General features: G+C 58.8%; 15 protein-coding genes. 10 read left to right on the plus strand and 5 right to left on the minus strand.

Features of this window, described 5'->3' with window-relative positions; genetic code table 11:
* Positions 1-253: 253 nt before the first annotated feature.
* Both CI41S_RS01575 and CI41S_RS01580 read right to left on the minus strand, forming a co-directional pair.
* A complete protein-coding gene (locus CI41S_RS01575; protein ID WP_139857119.1) occupies positions 254-571 on the minus strand; it encodes a hypothetical protein in 318 nt (105 codons plus the stop codon).
* Positions 568-3,594 (minus strand): AAA family ATPase, encoded by a 3,027-nt coding sequence (locus CI41S_RS01580; RefSeq protein ID WP_139857120.1) that lies wholly within the window; start codon positions 3,592-3,594, stop codon positions 568-570. The genes CI41S_RS01575 and CI41S_RS01580 overlap by 4 nt, the downstream gene beginning before the upstream one ends.
* A 651-nt stretch (positions 3,595-4,245) precedes the next feature.
* Between CI41S_RS01580 and CI41S_RS01585 the strand changes: the two genes are divergently transcribed.
* The 8 genes from CI41S_RS01585 to CI41S_RS01620 all read left to right on the plus strand — a co-directional run bounded on the left by CI41S_RS01585 (position 4,246) and on the right by CI41S_RS01620 (position 12,924).
* Positions 4,246-5,283, plus strand: coding sequence for a DJ-1/PfpI family protein (locus CI41S_RS01585; RefSeq protein WP_139857121.1), 1,038 nt, complete (start codon positions 4,246-4,248; stop codon positions 5,281-5,283).
* Positions 5,280-5,771, plus strand: coding sequence for a nuclear transport factor 2 family protein (locus CI41S_RS01590; protein ID WP_172627876.1), 492 nt, complete (start codon positions 5,280-5,282; stop codon positions 5,769-5,771). Before CI41S_RS01585 ends, CI41S_RS01590 begins: the two co-directional genes overlap by 4 nt.
* Positions 5,772-5,776: 5 nt before the next feature.
* Complete coding sequence (locus CI41S_RS01595) at positions 5,777-6,229, plus strand: nuclear transport factor 2 family protein (RefSeq protein WP_139857123.1); 453 nt, start codon at positions 5,777-5,779, stop codon at positions 6,227-6,229.
* Positions 6,230-6,243: 14 nt separating this feature from the next.
* The gene (locus CI41S_RS01600; protein ID WP_172627877.1) at positions 6,244-8,061 is read left to right on the plus strand and encodes a toluene-4-monooxygenase system B family protein; all 1,818 of its coding nucleotides are present in this window, start codon (positions 6,244-6,246) and stop codon (positions 8,059-8,061) included.
* Positions 8,058-8,369 carry an MmoB/DmpM family protein gene (locus tag CI41S_RS45245; protein ID WP_210242620.1) on the plus strand — a complete coding sequence of 104 codons (312 nt, stop codon included), beginning with the start codon at positions 8,058-8,060 and terminating at the stop codon, positions 8,367-8,369. The genes CI41S_RS01600 and CI41S_RS45245 overlap by 4 nt, the downstream gene beginning before the upstream one ends.
* Complete coding sequence (locus tag CI41S_RS01610; protein WP_139857124.1) at positions 8,366-9,385, plus strand: ferritin family protein; 1,020 nt, start codon at positions 8,366-8,368, stop codon at positions 9,383-9,385. The genes CI41S_RS45245 and CI41S_RS01610 overlap by 4 nt, the downstream gene beginning before the upstream one ends.
* Positions 9,386-9,428: 43 nt before the next feature.
* Positions 9,429-9,743 (plus strand): Rieske (2Fe-2S) protein, encoded by a 315-nt coding sequence (locus tag CI41S_RS01615; RefSeq protein WP_210242621.1) that lies wholly within the window; start codon positions 9,429-9,431, stop codon positions 9,741-9,743.
* A 295-nt stretch (positions 9,744-10,038) separates the two neighbouring features.
* Positions 10,039-12,924: an ATP-binding protein gene (locus CI41S_RS01620; RefSeq protein WP_139857126.1), complete on the plus strand. Its 2,886-nt coding sequence runs from the start codon at positions 10,039-10,041 to the stop codon at positions 12,922-12,924.
* Between the two features lie 45 nt (positions 12,925-12,969).
* Here the strand turns inward: CI41S_RS01620 and CI41S_RS01625 are convergent, their stop codons facing one another.
* The 3 genes from CI41S_RS01625 to CI41S_RS01635 form a co-directional block, all read right to left on the minus strand.
* On the minus strand, positions 12,970-13,476 hold the full coding sequence (locus CI41S_RS01625; RefSeq protein ID WP_139857127.1) for a Dps family protein: 507 nt from the start codon (positions 13,474-13,476) through the stop codon (positions 12,970-12,972).
* Between the two features lie 446 nt (positions 13,477-13,922).
* Positions 13,923-14,231 carry a UBP-type zinc finger domain-containing protein gene (locus CI41S_RS01630; RefSeq protein WP_139857128.1) on the minus strand — a complete coding sequence of 103 codons (309 nt, stop codon included), beginning with the start codon at positions 14,229-14,231 and terminating at the stop codon, positions 13,923-13,925.
* Between the two features lie 123 nt (positions 14,232-14,354).
* Positions 14,355-15,518 (minus strand): NADH:flavin oxidoreductase/NADH oxidase, encoded by a 1,164-nt coding sequence (locus CI41S_RS01635; RefSeq protein WP_139857129.1) that lies wholly within the window; start codon positions 15,516-15,518, stop codon positions 14,355-14,357.
* Between CI41S_RS01635 and CI41S_RS01640 the strand changes: the two genes are divergently transcribed.
* Positions 15,518-15,973 (plus strand): hypothetical protein, encoded by a 456-nt coding sequence (locus tag CI41S_RS01640; RefSeq protein WP_139857130.1) that lies wholly within the window; start codon positions 15,518-15,520, stop codon positions 15,971-15,973. The genes CI41S_RS01635 and CI41S_RS01640 overlap by 1 nt on opposite strands.
* A 187-nt stretch (positions 15,974-16,160) precedes the next feature.
* The gene (locus tag CI41S_RS01645; RefSeq protein WP_139857131.1) at positions 16,161-17,594 is read left to right on the plus strand and encodes an NAD-dependent succinate-semialdehyde dehydrogenase; all 1,434 of its coding nucleotides are present in this window, start codon (positions 16,161-16,163) and stop codon (positions 17,592-17,594) included.
* Positions 17,595-17,599: the final 5 nt, after the last annotated feature.

Here is a 17,599-nt window from a genome sequence, read left to right on the forward strand (position 1 = left end):
ATCATCCTGCGGTTTGCTCATCGCCTTCCCCAATGCCGATGACCCGCGGTCAGGGAATCACGAATCGCTCAAAAGCAAAATCCCAAAACGCAGGAAAGCGTGGTCCAACACACCGCTTACCTGCAAAATCCAACACTATATCAACACCGCCTCTGCTTATTTATCAGGCCATTCCGCATTCTTCACGAACGACCCGATAGCTGCCGCAGTAGCTGACCTTCCATTCCGGCCCCTAGCTCGATCACGAGCGCCGTCAGTGCGCCAGCTCGTCAAGCAGCGCCTTTGCTTCTTTGAGGTCGACGGTATCGAGTCCTTCTGTGAACCTGCCGTAGATCGGCCCGAGGAGATCCGCCGCGCGGGCGCGGTCGCCGCGTCCAGCCCACAACCGGGCGAGGTCGGCGGCGGCACGCAATTCGAGCGAGCGCGCTCCCTGAGCGCGTGCCACGTCCAGCGATCGCATATAACAGGTCTCCGCCTCAGCAGAGCCGTTTCTAAACAGCCATAAATTGCCTTCGACGCGGTGGATCTCGGCTTCCACGAACCTTTCACCAGTTTCCTCGGCCAGCGTCATCGCATCTCGCAGGGCGGCAAAGCCCTCGTCACGCCGACCCGGGCAGCCAGCGCCTGCGCCAGCAGGACGAGGTGATAGGTGCCCTGGAAACGCGCGCCGGTCGCACGATAGGCAGCCAACGCATCCCGGATCTCGGTTAGAGATTCATCATTAGGCTTAAGCATTGCCTGCGCCGACGCTCGCATGATCCTTCCTACCGCGACCACCATGGCGAGCCCGTAGTGTTGTCCAGCGGCAATCGCCGCGGTTGCTCGCGCCTCGACGACTGGCCATTCGCGTCGGAAGGCATGCAGGCCACTGGCCAAATAGGGACCGCGCGAGTAACTAACGCTATGCTTGATCCGTTTGGCAATTTCGAGAGCCTCATCGGCCATCCGCAACGCCTCATCTGGATAGCCGAGCAGCCAAAAACACCAGGAACTATAGGCATAGCCAGGCGCGCCCACCTCCATGCCATACTCGTACGCGATGCTCGCGGCCTTCACCTCGTCGATGCCGCGATAGCAGTCAAGACCGTCGAGAAAGTAGGGCCGGGCGTGCGCCACGGTTCCAGCATGCAAGTGGCTGCACGCCAAACAAATGCTTGCCGCAGTGCGGGCTCCCTTGCTTGGTTTTCGCTGTGCCTGGGCGAGCACCTCCGTTGCGGTCTTCATTGCTTCAGCGTGGTACCCCCCGGCAAGCTCGAATAGCCAAACACCAAACAAAACGGGACAAACGTTTACATCGTCGCCGACAGTCACGCACAGCTCGTGCGCGCGGCTGAACGCAGCCTTTGTTTCGGGAGAGGCATAGCCTCTCATAGCGGAGCTGGCTTGGCCGAGCAGCCGATAAACCGTCAGTTCCTGCTTCGCCCGCTCGATTGTGTCGGGGAGTAGCGCCAATTGAGCAAGACCGGCCGTCAAGTGTCCGATCGCCTCCTGATTAGCCGACCCCCGGACCGCATTCTCGCCGGCTCGATACCAATAGGTGACCGCAGGCGCGGGCCGTCCGGCCTCGCTGTAGTGATGCGCCACCAGCTCTGGACTGGTCTTGGCGATTTCCGCGAACTGATTCTCGATCGCTTGGGCAATGCGGACGTGAAGGGCACGCCTCGGCTCGCGCAACAGCGTGCCATAAGCGGCGTCCTGGACGAGCGCATGCTTGAACAGATAGCTTGCATATGGCGGCACTCCCTGACGGAACAGCAGACCAGCTTCAATGAGCCGGTCGAGCGCGAACCCTAGTTCCGCCTCCGTCTTACGCGCCACGGAAGCCAGGAGGGTATACGAGAATACGCGCCCAATCGTTGCTCCGATCTGCGCGACCTCCCTGGCCACGCCAAGACGGTCGAGCCGTGCTATCAACGACGCATGTAGGCTTGCAGGGACCGCCAGCGCCGGAGACGGAACTGCCGCAAGCCTACGCTCCGCAGCGTCCTCGCTCTCCGCCTCCATGACCGCCTTCGTTATCTCCTCGGTGAAAAGGGGGATACCGTCGGAGCGCTCGATGATGTCTTGCCGAATCGTTGTCGACAGCAGGTGTTTGCCGACGACGCGGTCGATCATCACGTCGACGTCCCGCTTGGTAAGCCGATTGATGGTCAGCGCTGTCACGTGTGGCCGTCCTACCCAAGGCGGATTGAATTCCGGCCGGAAAGTAACGATCAACAATCCACGGAGATTCTGGATCCGATCTACGACGAGGCCGAACAACTCCAGGCTGGTGGGGTCGGACCAGTGCGCATCCTCAAAAATGATGAGCACCGGGCTTTGGCGTGACATTGTCTCTATTTGCGAAATGAGCGCCTGCAGCGTCCTCTGCCTGCGCTGCTGCGGAGTTAGGTCGAGCGCGGGATAGCGTCCATCATTGGAGAGCGAAAGCATCTCAGCAAAAAGCGCCGTGTCCTCAATCGACGTTGCGGTGCGCTTGAGAAGCGCGTCAAGCTTGTCGAGCCTCGCTTGTTGCGTGTCGTTGTGTGCGAGGCCGGCCGCTCGTTCGATTTGGCCGACAATTGGATAGAGCGAGCTATCCATTCGTTGCGGCGAGCAGAAGGACCGCATTCGCCTATGCGGCTCGGCCGCGAGGCGTTCCAGCAACGCTGCCGTGAGCCGCGATTTTCCGATTCCGGCCTCGCCTGAGACCAAAACCACTTGGCCCTCGCAGGCTTTTGCCTTGGACCAGCGCCGAAGCAGCAAATCGAGCTCCTCTTCGCGCCCGACGAGGGCTGTCAGACCCGTCGCGTGTAGCGCCTCGAAGCGGCTTGCCACTGAGCTCGGTCGCAGTACAGCCCAGGCTCGCGAAGGCCCGGTAATGCCCTTGAGGTCCCTCTGTCCGAGGTCATGTAGCTCGAAGAGGATCCCGAGTAGTCTTCTCGTGCTCTCGGCAACAACGACCGTGTTCGGTTCGGCGGTCCCCTGCAGCCGTGCCGCGAGGTTAGGCGTCTCGCCGACGATGCCTCGCTCCTGCGCCTCCCCCGATCCAATCAAGTCGCCGACAACTACCAATCCCGTCGCAATGCCGACACGGGTTTGCAGAGGAACGCGCATCTTGAGCCCCGCCACTGCACCGATTAGCTCGAGCCCCGCCCGCACTGCCCGCTCAGCGTCATCCTCGTGGGCCTGCGGATAGCCGAAATAGACTAGCACGCCATCGCCCATAAATTTGGCGACGAAACCGCCGAACCTGCGCACGGTCTCGGCGACACAGTTCTGATAGGACGAAATGAGCTCACGCAGGTCCTCGGGGTCCATGCGGGCGGAGAGCGCCGTCGAGCCGACCAAGTCAGAAAACATCACGGTGACTTGTCGACGCTCGGCGCCATCGCTAAGGGACTCATCGGTTGTCGAAAGAACGTCCGATGGCGCCGTACGCAGCTTCGAAATGGCGTCGAGTAGCTTGCGGCGGTGGCCGACAAGACTGACACCCAAATCCTTCAGGTCCTCAGCCGTCAAGTTGAGCAGGACTGAGTAGTCGATAGCGTTCTCACGGAATGCCGCCTCATACCGTTCGAGGCCCAAGGCGCGCAGCCATCCTCGGAGGTCCATGATGGCGTCCTAACTCGCCATAGCGCTATACTGTACGTCAAGCTGGGGCACGTTCGACGGGGTAAAGCCGGACTGTGTGCTCCTGGCTACAGCGTTGCGGGACTAGGCGCGTGGTCAATCTGATCTCGCCTGGCCGCGCAATGGTTCGTTCACATTGACTGCTCCCAATATCGAAGAAGGCTGGGAGTTGCACCGAGCTTAACGGGTGCCCCGCCAGTTAGCGTGTAAATATTAGTAAATCGTCCTCAAGAAAGAGATCTAACGTTCTTAGGTGCACCACGTAAAAACCGCTGCTGCGTACAGCCGCCGAGGTCGGTGCGATCGGATCGGCTTCTCAAGGATTTGTTCCGCTTACCAGAAGGCGGTGATCAGTCCGATCGCGAGGGCGGGGACCTGAACGTAAGATGCCTTCCCATGCGCAGCGGTTTTTTCGAGAGCAGAGTCCTCTTCGGCAGGACAGCAGCGGCACCGGGGCGGTCGGGGTTTGCACAACGGTTGGGCACCCACGGGCGGAATGGGGCCCACGCATGTCGCCGGCAGAGATACACTGCGAGCATCACCCGTGCCACGAAGGCTCCCTCTAGCGCTAGTCGCTGGCTTCGGGGACATAACCGCCGTATACTTAAGAAGAGTCTCGCACTGGAATAAGCGATGACGCGGATCCTGTTCGTTGTATCGAGTGCGCGTGAGATCGTGCTGGCGGATGGGTCCAGCCACGATGTGGGCGTTTTTTGCGCAGAGGCCTTGAAGCCATATGATCGCTTCGCGACCGCAGGGATAAAGGTTGCGGTTGCGACCGTGGACGGCCGGCCGCCACAACTTGATCCGTATAGCCTTGAGCCGATCTTCCAGCATGCTGAAGAGGACCAGGCCTTTTTAGCGTCGATTACGCGGACGTTCATGCGGCATATCAATGATATTAGGATTACCCTCCAGCATCTGACTGAATTCGATTTGGTTGCGGCCCGGCGAATTTTTGAAGCGCTGAAGCGTGCTGGTGCAAAGCCCGACGAGGCCCGCATTCCGATAGAGCGGTCAGCGCGCAAGGCGTGGTCTGAAACTGCCAATTTTGTGGATCTCCTTTCGGCCGACCCGCAGGTCACAGCGAAGATGAGCGCCGCCGAGCTTCGAGAAATCGCAGACGCGGTTCAGGCTGATGCGAAGAGACGTTCGGACGAAATACGCCAACGTCTTTCGACAATGCCGGGGTTTCAGAAGCCAATCAAATTAGGTGATCTGAGCGACGACGATATGATTGGATACGATGCGATCTTTGCGCCCGGCGGATACGGGCCGATGATCGATCTGGCGGCCAACGCTGATGTTCGCCGTCTCGTGCAAGTAATGCACAATCGATCACGCACAATTGCAGCAGTCTGCCGGGGGCCTGCAGCGCTGCTGTCCGCCGGCGAGCGACCTGACGGTTTATGGCTCTTCGACGGGTATAGGATGACGGCGTTTACCAACGATGAGGAGGACCAAACTCCCGTCGGTAAGCGTGGGATGCCTTGGTCCCTGGAGGCAGCCCTAAAGAACCGAGGTGCGGTTTTCGATCATGCGCCAGCCGCATGGACCTCGCATGTCGTCGTCGATCGCATCCTTATCACAGGCCAGAACCCTGCTTCGGCGGTTGCGGTTGCGGACGCGGTACTCAAGCGAGTGGCCGTTCGCGTGAGGGAACTGGCATGAGCACACGGGTACAAGTCACGTCGTTGGCTCACGTACCAGGTGCGCTGCCCGATGGCCACCAAGATGCTCAGGGACTGGCTCTGAGATTGTGTGAACGACTCAGTGACCGTGACTCCGAAGGCGCGAATGCTCTGATTTTGGCGGATGCCGCGATCGACTTCGCTCCTGCAGGCGTCTGCGGGAGTTTCTCTGAAGAAGGCGCTAAGTTCTTCCGGGACCTGATTTCTGCGTTTCCTGATTTGCGCCTGACTGTGCATTCGGTCGTGGCCGATTCCGAAACGGCTGTCATTGAAATTACCGTGGAAGGCACTCAGGGCGCGGACTTTCTGGGCATCCACAACCAGGAAAAGCATATTGATGTTGATCAGGCGTGGGTGATCACGGCCGCTCGTGGAAGGATAACGAGCATCCGAGCCTATTGGTGCCAGACGCAGCTCTATCGACGATTGGGGGTCAAGCGTCTCGACCAGATCTCAATCACGGGGTGACGGCCATGTCGAGGGTCAATGCAACGGAGGTCGTAAACTCCTTCTTCGATGCCTACCGTAATCACGACGTCGAACGAATGGTTGACTTGTGTGACGAGATGGCGCGCTTTCGGTCCATGCCGTTCGAGGTGTGGCGAAAGCAGCGTGTCATCAGGGGCGACGGCAAAGCAAACACGGTCGGGAAGATCCTGTGGAGGGGTCTAATCGAATCCTTTCCAGACCTCACCAACAGGGTCACGAAAATCATATCGGACAAACACGGCAATATAGCTGCGGAAGTCGTGATCAGCGGCACACAGGCAAAGCCGTGGTCCTCGGTCGGATCTCTGGGGCGAAGCTTCCAGTCGCCGCACCTCTTTGTATTTCACGTTAACGCCGACGGTAAGATCGACAACATCAGATCGTACTCGGACAACGCCGCCGTTCGTACCCAACTAGGCTGTTTGGATGTCGACTAGGATGAACCCACCCAATGGCTTTGATGAAGCGAGAAGAATGGGAAGGCCTGGTACGTGACGTCGACTGGACGCTGTCGTACGCCGATGACGATGCCGTATTTCCCGAATGGCAATCGGGAACTGGCAAGATTCCTCGCGGAGCCTGGAGCGCTTGGGAGGAAAGCTACAAGATCAGCTATCCAGAGTACGTGTCCGTTCAAGCCGAGAAGGAAGCCGCAGCCTTCGCAGTAAAGGCGGCGCTTCAGCGCTCGACCATCTTCAGCAGCTTGGATGAGGGATGGAAATCGTGCGCAAAGCTCCATTTCGGTGCGGTATCTTTGGCCGAATACACGGCTTTCATGGCGGAAGCTCGAATGGCGCGGTTTGGCCTTGCGGGTCCGTGGCGCAACATGGCCGTTTTGGGCGCGCTGGATGAGATCCGCCACTGTCAGCTAAGCCTCTTTTTCGCTCACGAGTTTGTGTCCAAGGATCCTCAGTACGATTGGGCGTTGAAAGCGTTCCACACGAACGATTGGGCGATCGTCTCGGCACGCAGTCTATTTGATGCCATGATGGTCGCTGGAAACGTCGTGGACACCGCAATCCAATTGCCGCTCGTATTCGAGACGGGCTTCACAAATCTCCAGTTCGTGGGTCTTGCTTCGGATGCGCTCGCGTCGGGAGACATCAATTTCGCCAACATGATCTCCTCCGTTCAGACGGATGAAGCGCGGCATGCTCAGCAGGGTGGGCCGACCTTGGAGCTTCTGATGAAGCATGACCCTGTGCGGGCGCAGTGGATCGTGGACAAGATGTTCTGGCTGTCAGCGCGTGTGTTCGCGGTCCTTACGGGTCCAGCAATGGATTATTACACGCCGCTCGATCACCGAAAGCAGTCGTACAAGGAATTTATGGAGGAATGGATTATCGGCCAGTTCATCAGAACGCTCCAGGACCACGGGCTCAAGAAGCCCTGGTACTGGGATGAGTTCATCGAGGGTCTGGATATCTGGCATCACTCCTTGCATCTTGGAGTGTGGTTCTGGCGGCAGACAGTGTGGTGGAAGCCTCAGGCGGGCGTCTCCAAGGCCGAACGGAATTGGCTCAATACGAAGTACCCGAAATGGGAAGATATCTACGGGCCGATCTGGGATCAGATCATTGCCAACGTGAACTGTGGCAATATGCAAGCCACACGTCCCGACACCGTGCCCTGGCTGTGCAATGCCTGCCACCTTCCGCTGTGCACCTATACCTCTTCGCCCGATGGGAAGTACCGAGTGCGGGACTTTCCGCTCACGCACAACAACTACACGTATCACTTCTGCTCGAAGGTATGTCGCCAGATCTGGTGGGAAGATCGCGATATGCTCCACGTGAGGACAATCGGAGAACGCCTTCTTGCCGGCGAAATTCAGCCTAGCGATCTTTCCGGGGTCCTCCAGTACATGGGGCTCACCCCTGAGGTCATGGGTGATGACGCCTATGGCTACAAATGGGCCACGGATTATCGCGAGCTGCTAGGCCCCGAGTCGAGCCAACCCCGACCAAATAGCGTAGGCGGCGGGGAAGGCATTCCGAGCGAAGCGCTCTCCATCCCGATCAATGCCAAATTCGGCGACGACTTTGTGATGCATGTGGTCGTCGTCAACACGAGCGACACGATGGCCGAAGTTGCGCAAAGGGTCGCTTACCATTCAGTCGGAAAGCGCGTTCGATCCCAGGATCGTGACATGGTTGTGTATTACGAAGGGCGTGCAGTCGCCGACAACGAAAGTGTGAGCCAAGTCGGCATCGGACCGTTCCAGCAGATCTTCGTCGATTACGCGTCGGACTCTCGGAAAGGGAGATGATCGTGGAAGATGCAGTTGGACCAGTCCTTAGGATGTGTGACGAGGTAGAATCTGTAGTTCGCGCGATTCAGGATGATAATCCCGCCGATCTCGAGATAGTGGATCGGGGAGCCTATGTGCGCGTGCAGCGTCGAGGCTTCTTGAGAGTCACTCGTGGGTCGCTCGAGCGTCATTTGGGCACCGGCTTTCGAATGTCACGGCTTGAGTCGATCATGTCGGCATTTGCGGGGCGGATTCGAACCTCATCTGATGAGATCGTGTGGTATCTTCAAAGCGCAAGCAGTTCGTCCAAGGAGAAGCCGCGATGAGCACCTCCTCAGGAACAATTCCGCGGCGCCGCACCTGGAGCAATTTCGGCGACGTGCGGCGGATGCCGAGTGAATACGAGATCGTCACGCACGCTACGAACTGGACGGTCCGCAAGGACCGCGTCAGCGCTCTGGAGGTCAATCCGACCTCGCCGGCGAATCTATGGTTTCTAACCTTTCGTGATCGGTCCCCGCTGCAGGTTGGGGATTGGAACCGCTTTCGTGATCCGGACGAAGTTACATACCGTCGGTACGTGACCATGCAGGATGAGCAGGAGACAGTTGTGGCAAGCCTGCTGGATGAATACGCCAACGCCGGTCACGACACGACGCACTCACCTGAGTGGCGCGCATGTCTCGCAAAGCTGTTCGCGCCGACCCGATACTCGTCGCATGCAATGCAAATGGCTTACTCCTATTTGGCACATATGGCGCCGTCGTCCTACATCTCGAACTGCGCAGCCTTCGCAGCCGCTGACATGCTGCGACGCGTTTCACTGGTAGCCTATCGTACGCGCGAACTTCAAAAGACATGGCCGATGGAGGGGTTTGGGATGGCTGAGCGCGCCATTTGGGAAAAAGATCCCGATTGGCAGGAGACGCGCAGGGCTCTTGAACTGTCTCTCGTCGCGTATGACTGGGCAGAATCCTTCTGCGCGATCAATTTGGTCCTGCGGCCCTCGATCGAGGAGGTTCTCAATCGCCAGCTTGGAGACCTTGCGCGCCGCAATGGCGATGAGCAAGCCTGGCTGCTCCTCTCAAGCCTGTCTCTCGATTCTGAGCGGTGTAGTCGCTGGAGTGCCGCACTTGCCAAATTCGCCATCGACGAACGTCCTGGTAACCGCGATGTCTTTGAGCGGTGGATAGCGAAGTGGGTTCCTCGAGCCGAATCGGCCGTCGCCGGCCTCGCCATTCTCATTGGCGGACTAGCGAGGAATGCGGTACCCCAGAGCGAGATTGTGTCGGGAGCGAGAAGCAAGCGCGAGTCGTTGCTACGGCTCGCCGGAATTCTGTAGGATCGAGAGCAAAGAGCAAAAAGAGATGAGCGGTTGGAGGGCCGTGATCGAATTGGATGAGATTTGGGAGGGAGACCTTGTAACCTGCAAGGTCGATGGCATCGATGTTCTGTTCATCAACATTAGCGGCGAGGTATACGCTTATCGGGACAAGTGTCCTCATGCGGGAACGCCACTGAGCCAGGGCCTTTTGGAAGACAGAGTGCTGACCTGTTCGAGCCATCTTTGGCAATTCGACATCGTGAACGACGGGATCGGAGTTAACCCGAAGAACTGTCGGTTGACGAGCTATCCTGTGAAGGTTGAAGACGGGAAAGTGTTGGTACAGATCAGGGCGTCCGAAGCAGAACAGACCTGAATGCAAGCTGGTCTGGTTTGTTTTGAAAGGAGTGAGGCGATAGCGCCCAGCCGCCGGCGGCCGTCAAAAAAAACGCGCTGTCGCGGGTCGAGGAGTCTTGTTCCTCGGAACGTCTCGCCCAAGGGATACCTCTAGGCGCACGCCCTGTAGATTCAACGGAGGGTGGGGCTAACTGCGGTCCTTCGCACTCGGCCGGGCAGCCAGTGAGGCACTAGAGGGCATCGCCGGTGGGCATCTGGTCAGTCTAGACAGAGGGCGCAAGCTGTAGGTAACCTCGCACGGTAAGACGAGGTCAATGGAAATGGCCGATCGGCCCGCGACCTTGGCCGAGCCCGAATTTTTGTTCGGCCCATTCCGTCTCCTTCCGGCACAGCAGATTTTGCTGGAGGGAGGAGCACCTGTGCGCATCGGCAGCCGCGCGTTAGAGATTCTGACGGCATTGGTTGAGCATGCGGGCCAACTGGTAAGCAGGGGCGACCTTATCGCTCGCGCCTGGCCCAACACCTTCGTCGAGGAGGCCAACCTCAATGTGCATATCGGGGCGCTTCGAAGAGCGCTGGGAGAAGGCCAACCTGGCAACCGATACGTTGCGACTGTTCCCGGTCGGGGCTACCGCTTCGTGGCCGCCGTCAAACTATCTGAGTCGAAAGAGCCAGTTCTCCGGGCGAATGCGGCAGTGCGCGCCCACAATCTGCCGGCCGCATCGACCCGATTGATCGGCCGTGCCGACGCAGTCGATGCGCTCCTGAGGCAGTTGCCAAAGCACCGGTTCGTCACGGTCGTGGGCCCTGGTGGCATCGGAAAGACGACAGTTGCTCTCGCCGCGGCCGAGTCCCTGTTAGGCACTTACAAGCACGGTGTGTGGTTTATCAACTTGGCGCCATTGCGTGATCCGAATTTTCTTCCGGGCGCCCTCGCTTCCGCGCTCGACCTGACGATCCATTCTGGGGATCCGACGCCCGCGCTGGTAGCCCACCTACGCGACAAACAGATGCTGATTTTGCTCGATAGTTGCGAGCACCTTGTTGAGGCGGCCGCCGCTTTCGTGGAGCAGATCATCGGCGGTGCGCCCGGCTTGCAGGTCCTGGTGACTAGTCGTGAGCCCTTATGCGTGACAGGTGAGCACGTGCACCGTCTATCGCCACTGGAAGGCCCGCCCAGCTCCTTCAAGCTGACCGTGGCGGAAGCACTAGCATTTCCCGCCGTCCAACTCTTTGTCGAGCGCGCGGCTGCAAGCCTGGAGGGCTTCGAACTTACCAACGCAGATGTCCCGATCGTCGCCAATATTTGTCGCAAATTGGAAGGCATCCCCCTTGCAATCGAACTTGCGGCTACCCGCGTGGACGCCTTCGGAATACGAAAGTTATCAGACCTTCTCAACGATCGATTTCAATTGCTGAAGCAGGGGAGGCGAAGCGCTTTGCCGCGTCATCGAACCATGGCCGCGGCACTCGATTGGAGTTATGAGCTGCTGCGTGAGGACGAGCGCGTCATTTTGCGCCGCCTTTCCGTGTTCGCCGGCGCATTCACGCTCGAGTCAGCGTGTGCCGTAGCTGCCAGCAACGCGATCGATGATCCGAAGGTCATCGATGGCGTGGCGAATTTGGTCGCGAAGTCGCTGGTCTTGGCGGACGTAGGTGGCGCCGCGGTGCAATACCGGCTGCTCGACACTACGCGCACTTATGCCTTGCAGAAGCTCGCCGAGAGTGGCGAGCTGGAAGCGCTTCTACGACGTCATGCCGAACACCACAGGGATCTGTTCAAGCAGGCGGAAGCCGAGTGGGAGGTGCGCCCTACCGCCGAGTGGCAGGCCAACTATGGGCACAAGATCGACGAGGTCCGCAGTGCTCTGAGCTGGACGTATTCCGCGAGCGGCGATGCCTCGATTGGCGTGGCGCTCACAGTTGCTGCAATTCCGTTGTGGATGCACTTATCGCTGATGGACGAATGTTGCGCATGCGTCGAACGCGCGCTCGCAAGCGGTTCCACCGAACGAGTACGTGACGATTATGACGAGATGAAGCTTTATGCCGCACTTGGGGCGGCGCTTCTGTATGCGAGAGGTCCGCTGCCCGAAACAGACGTTGCCTGGACGAAAGCGCTTCGAATTGCAGAACACCTCGCCGACAGCAAGTATCAGTTGCGGGTGCTCTGGGGTCTATCCATCTATCGCGTCTATATCGGCGATTATCGAGCAGCACTTTGGTTCGCGAAAAGGTTTCAAACCGTCGCGAACGAGAACGGCGACGCGGCCGATCGGCTGAGCTGTGATAGACTAATGGCGACCGCGCTACACTATACTGGGGATCAGACGGGCGCGCGACGGCGTCTCGAGCGGATGCTCAGTCAATACGTTTCGCCCCCTCACCGATCACATGTCGCCCGCTTCCAATTCGATCAGCGTGTGGCGGCGCGGAGTACGCTCTCGCACATCCTTTGGCTGCAGGGATTCCCGGATCAGGCGGTCCGCATGGCGCAAAGCGCTCTCGAGGCCGCCAGAGCCACTGACCATGCTCTCTCTCTGTATAATGCGCTGGGCCACGCGGCGTGTCCAATTGCTCTGTACGTTGGCGATTGGGTGGGGGCGCGACGCTTGCTCGCGATGCTCCTGGATCATTTGGAGAAGCACGGGCTAACCGTCTGGAACGCGTTGGGACTTTGTTTGCAGGGCACCCTGCTCGTCAAGCAGGGCGATATGACCGGTTTGCCGCTTCTCCGAAGTGCTCTGGACGACCTTCGCGAGATGAGGTTCGGGCTGCGATACTCGGCTTATCTCGGCACGTTCGCCCAGGGGTTGGGTGCTGCTGGGCGCATGAAGGAAGCCCGCGCCGCGATCGAGGAAGCGCTCGACTGGTCAGAACGCAGCGAAGAGCGCTGGTATTTGGCAGAATTGCTGCGCATCAATGGCGAGCTCGTTCGATTGGAGGGAACGGCTTCTGCGGCCCAGACGGCCGAGGAACAGTATCTGCAGGCACTCGAATGGGCGCGCCGGCAGCAAGCATTGTCATGGGAGCTGCGTGCCGCGACGAGCCTGGCCCAGCTCTGGCACCAACAAGGCAGGACCGCTGGAGCTGATGAACTTCTCTCTTCGGTCTACGGTCGGTTCAGCGAGGGGTTCGAGACTGTTGATTTGAAGTCTGCTCGCGCGGTGATCGAGGATCTCCGCAAAACCCCGGCGTAGACTTGATGATAGAGGCTTAACGAAGGCGCTTTCGATGCCCGACGTCTAGTCGCGGGCGGTCTCGTACAAGAACCAGACCCGGCGTTCCGTCTCATCGATCCAGTTTTCCAACAAGCCGGCAGTTGCAACATCACCATGCTCATCGCAGAGCGAATGGGTTTCGCGCATGAACTCGACAAGGCGTAGATTGTCGTCGCGCAGCTCGGCCAGCATGTCATCCGGCGTGACGTAGTCGGCATCATTGTCCATAAGGCGTTGCCGGCGGCCTATGTCGCCGATCGAATGGATGGTGCGGCCTCCGATTTTGCGTGCGCGCTCGGCGATTGCATCCGTCATCGCAAAAATCTGGTCACCCTGTTCGTCTAGCATTAAATGATAGTCTCGGAAGTGCAGGCCCCACATATGCCAGTGAAAGTTTTTGGTTTTGAGGTAGAGCGAAAAAACGTCGGCCAGCAGCATGGTGAGGGCGCCGCTGACGTCACGGACTGCGTTTGCGCCGAGATTGGACGGAGTTGCGAGCGGTGAATTGCGACGCTCCAGTGCGGTGCTCATCCCTACGTCTCCATTTTCGGTGCCGCCGTGCGACGGAACTCTGTTCGCCGCGTTGTGGAATGACTCGCCAACTCGATCGGTCGTGGGGCAGCGCGTCAAGTCTGTCCCGCAGCAGGTCGAACAGCTCACGTGAGCTCAAAGCCTGCCTAGCCTAAGCCAACGATAACCCGTTCCCTGCCGGGGCGAAGTTAAGGCTGGTAAAATTTAGCAAATGCCGCAACGCCCTGTTTGTGGAGCCCGTGCGCGGGCCAAAATTTTACATCTTTTTATTTCTCCAGAGCAGATGAACCGCGATCGGTTCTGCGGCCGGGAGCCTCGTTGCCGTACTGGCAGTGCGCCGTACTCGGAGCATCCACAGATCGAGAAAGCATCTTGCTGGGCATCGATGAGTCGTGGGACAAACGTATGGTGTTTTCGGAGAATTCGCGATCGAGCGAGCTCCGCCTTCATGGTGCGAACCGCGGTATCGGACCGAGCTGTGGCGTGGGGTGATCAAGCTCGATGAATGTCTCGTCGACATAGCACCAGCCCCAACCCTCTGGCGGGTCGTAACCCTCGATGATCGGGTGTCCGCTCGCCTGAAAATGCTTGGTGGCGTGTTTGCCGGGCGATTGGTCGCAACAACCGACGTGGCCACATGAACGGCAGATACGCAGGTGTACCCACCAACTCCCGCTCTTCAGGCATTCCTCGCACCCTAGCGCGCTCGGCGTAACGGTCCTGATTAGGTCATGATGAGAGCAGGAGTCTGACACTGGGCGCCTCCATGCCGCGAATTGGCGGCTTGTGCGTGAGAAAACCTGCGACAGTAGGCGCGGAGCCGTGACTGATCGACATGTAAGACCTCGCACTTGAGCAGCCGCCAAGCTCAGCGTCCGTTACGATGTAAGAGCTCGTAAACTGCGAACCGAAGACGGCTCGGAAGTCTTCGGGCTACTACTAGCCACCAAAAGATCCCTAAATCGTCGAGGCTGCGACCGAAGGTATTGATGCGGCGCCTGGACCTGGGCGCCTAATTCGGCCGCGGCGTGCCAAGGCCATCTAGGATCATAAAGGATCGTCCGTGCCAGCGCGATCATGTCGGCGTCTCGAGTCGCCACGATCGCCTCGGCCTGGTCAAAGCCGGTGATCAGCCCGACGGCAACGACGGGAATTCCAACGGCTATTTTGACGGCCCGAGCCAACGGCACCTGATAGCTTGGCCCCACGGGAATTCGCTGAGCGGGATGGAGACCGCCGCTTGAAATATGGAAGGCGTCGCAGCCGGCGGCTTCGAGCATCGCGGCGAAGGCGCAAGTCTGTTCGATGTCCCAGCCTCCGTCCACCCAGTCGGTGCCGGATAAGCGTACGGTGACAGGCCTGTCGGGGATCGACTGCCGCACTGCCTCGAATACCTCAAGTGGAAAACGCATGCGATTTTCCAAAGATCCGCCATACGTGTCGTCACGTTGATTGGAAAGCGGTGATAGGAATTGATGCAGAAGGTAGCCATGCGCGCAGTGGAGCTGTATCAGGTCGACGCCGATACGCCGGGCGCGCTGAGCCGATGATACGAATGCATCTCGTATGTCTCGAAGTCTATCGCGGCTGAGCGTCTGCGGCGACATCTGACCTTCGGAGTAAGGTATGGACGAAGGTGCTTCCGTCTGCCAGCCATTTGGCGCGCTTGATGCGATCTGAGCCCCTCCAACCCAGGGCACTTCAGTGGAAGCCTTGCGGCCAGCGTGGTTCAATTGAATGCCGATTGGTATGCCGGACCACCGTCGGATTCGATCCAGCGTAGAACTCATCGCCACTTCGGTCTCATCGCTCCACAGGCCCACATCAGCCCAGGTAATGCGACCATCCGGGAGCACGGCTGTCGCCTCGATCGTCAGCAGAGCCGCTCCGGAGATGGAGAGGTGACCTAGGTGGATTAGGTGCCAGTCGTTCATGCAGCCATTCTCTGCTGAATATTGGCACATTGGTGCGATAACGATCCGGTTTGACAATTCGAGCGAGCCGACCCGAATAGGTTCAAAGAGGGCAGGGCGATGCTTCATTGGAATTTTCCTCGGTGGTAAGCGTTGTTCCGACTGAACAGCCAGGCGCGGTTGCTGCTCACGGGGCCGGTACCGGCCTAAGCGCGAGGGATTTCATTCAGAGCGACGACGCCGAAGGCTTCCCTGGTCCATGGGGCGCCGACCTTTCCTCGAAACATCCAGTAGCTGAAGCTGACATAGGCCAGTATGACTGGTACGAAGCCGGTGAATGCGAAAAACGAGATTACCTGTGTCCGATGTTCGGACGCTGCGTGCCAGATGTTTGGGACGCAAGAAATGGCGTGCGACCGGACACTCGCGCCGAGCGAGGCAACCATGCGCGACGACGTCGGCAAGCGGAAATTAAAGGTTGTAAAAATGAAGACAGGGCTCTCCTCGGACTTGGTCTCGAATTCTATGATACAAACGTGATTGTCTCGGCGGTGCTTATCAATGCAAGCGAAACCGTGCGGTAAACCGCGCTCGTAGGCCAGGAATTGAGGCGGTGGCCTGGCTTATCAGGATTGGGATAAAGCGCGCTGCGAATTGCTTGCGGCCGCCTGACGTCAATTTTTTACCTCTCTTTACTTGCTCATCCACAAGGGTTGGCCAACTTTGGCGGATTGAGCGGCTCACTCAATCGAGATGGTAGGAGCGCGAGAGATGGCGGAAGCAGCGGCGCTTGCAGTAGCCACACCAAATCTCTTTCAGACGGTCAATCCCGCGACTGGCGAGAAGGGGGCGGCGTATCAAGGACATTCTGTCGATCAGGCGTTGTCGATTGCGGCCGATGTTCATCGGGCGCAGAGTGCCTGGCGTCGCACGGGCTTTAAGGAGCGCGCTCCCTTGATGAAGAACGCAGCTAAGGTCATTCGCGACAATTGCTTGCGGTACGCGAAGCTCATGACAGATGAAATGGGAAAGCCGATTACCGACGGCCTTGCCGAGCTTGAGAAATGTGCGTCGTGTTGTGAGTATTTCGCCGAGATGTCGGACGAATTTCTGAAGCCGATACCGCTCGATGTGAGCGTTGGCTATTCGGGATCCGGCGCGCCACCTAAGGCTTTTGCAGCTTTCAATCCCCTCGGCGTCATCCTCGCGGTAATGCCATGGAATTTTCCCTTCTGGCAGGTCATCCGGTTCGCAGCGCCGCATCTGATGGCGGGGAACGGCGGCGTTTTGAAGCACGCTTCCAACGTGCCGGGATGTGCATTGGCTCTGGAGGAGATCTTTAGGCTGGCGGGATTCCCTTTTGAGCTCTTCCGAACTGTGCTGCTTTCATCCAAGGATCTGAGACCGCTTATCGAAGATCCGCATATCGCCGCGGTAACGTTGACCGGCAGCGTTGCAGCCGGAAAGTCGGTCGCCGCGATCGCCGGCGCAGTAATGAAGAAGGGCGTGTACGAGCTCGGCGGCTCAGACGGTTATATCGTGCTCGAAGATGCCGATCCCGTCTCTGCCGCCAAGATCTGTGTTCGAGGGCGCATGGTGAACGGCGGCCAGAGCTGCATCGCTGCCAAGCGGTTTGTTGTGGTCGAGGGCGCAAGGCAGGCGTTCGAGCGCGCTCTGGTCGAGGAGATGCGGCGTTTCGAGATGGGTGATCCAAACGATCCGAAAACCGTTCTTGGGCCGATGGAAAGCGTGCATTCGCGAGATCAGATCGCGAATCAGGTCAGGCAAAGCATCGAAAATGGTGCTCAAGTGCTTTTGGGCGGCGAGGCACCCAAGCGCGCGGGTGCATGGTTTCCGGCAACGATTCTGACGAATGTTCTCCCAGGCCAAGCGGCGCATGATGAGGAACTGTTTGGGCCCGTTGCTGCGGTCATTTCTGCCAAAGATGAGCAGGACGCGATTCGTATCGTGAATGCGAGCGAGTTTGGACTGGGATCGGCCGTGATAACCGCCGATACGGCACGTGGCGAGCGCATCGCGAGCGAGGAGTTGGATGCAGGAGCAGCGTTCGTAAATCAAAACGTCCGGTCGGATCCCCGGCTGCCATTCGGCGGCGTCAAGAACAGTGGCTACGGACGAGAGGTGTCGGAGTTCGGCATTCGAGAGTTCTGCAACATCAAGACGGTCCTCATCGAAGAACTGTAGGGGAC

Source organism: Bradyrhizobium ivorense (assembly GCF_900696085.1).
GTDB lineage: Bacteria > Pseudomonadota > Alphaproteobacteria > Rhizobiales > Xanthobacteraceae > Bradyrhizobium > Bradyrhizobium ivorense.

Coding starts and splice junctions, on each gene's coding strand:
- CI41S_RS01590 (WP_172627876.1), top strand. CDS start 5,280: ATGAGCACACGGGTACAAGTCACGTCGTTGGCTCACGTACCAGGTGCG.
- CI41S_RS45245 (WP_210242620.1), top strand. CDS start 8,058: ATGATCGTGGAAGATGCAGTTGGACCAGTCCTTAGGATGTGTGACGAG.
- CI41S_RS01585 (WP_139857121.1), top strand. CDS start 4,246: ATGACGCGGATCCTGTTCGTTGTATCGAGTGCGCGTGAGATCGTGCTG.
- CI41S_RS01610 (WP_139857124.1), top strand. CDS start 8,366: ATGAGCACCTCCTCAGGAACAATTCCGCGGCGCCGCACCTGGAGCAAT.
- CI41S_RS01620 (WP_139857126.1), top strand. CDS start 10,039: ATGGAAATGGCCGATCGGCCCGCGACCTTGGCCGAGCCCGAATTTTTG.
- CI41S_RS01575 (WP_139857119.1), bottom strand. CDS start 571: ATGACGCTGGCCGAGGAAACTGGTGAAAGGTTCGTGGAAGCCGAGATC.
- CI41S_RS01645 (WP_139857131.1), top strand. CDS start 16,161: ATGGCGGAAGCAGCGGCGCTTGCAGTAGCCACACCAAATCTCTTTCAG.
- CI41S_RS01595 (WP_139857123.1), top strand. CDS start 5,777: ATGTCGAGGGTCAATGCAACGGAGGTCGTAAACTCCTTCTTCGATGCC.
- CI41S_RS01600 (WP_172627877.1), top strand. CDS start 6,244: ATGGCTTTGATGAAGCGAGAAGAATGGGAAGGCCTGGTACGTGACGTC.
- CI41S_RS01580 (WP_139857120.1), bottom strand. CDS start 3,594: ATGGACCTCCGAGGATGGCTGCGCGCCTTGGGCCTCGAACGGTATGAG.
- CI41S_RS01635 (WP_139857129.1), bottom strand. CDS start 15,518: ATGAAGCATCGCCCTGCCCTCTTTGAACCTATTCGGGTCGGCTCGCTC.
- CI41S_RS01625 (WP_139857127.1), bottom strand. CDS start 13,476: ATGAGCACCGCACTGGAGCGTCGCAATTCACCGCTCGCAACTCCGTCC.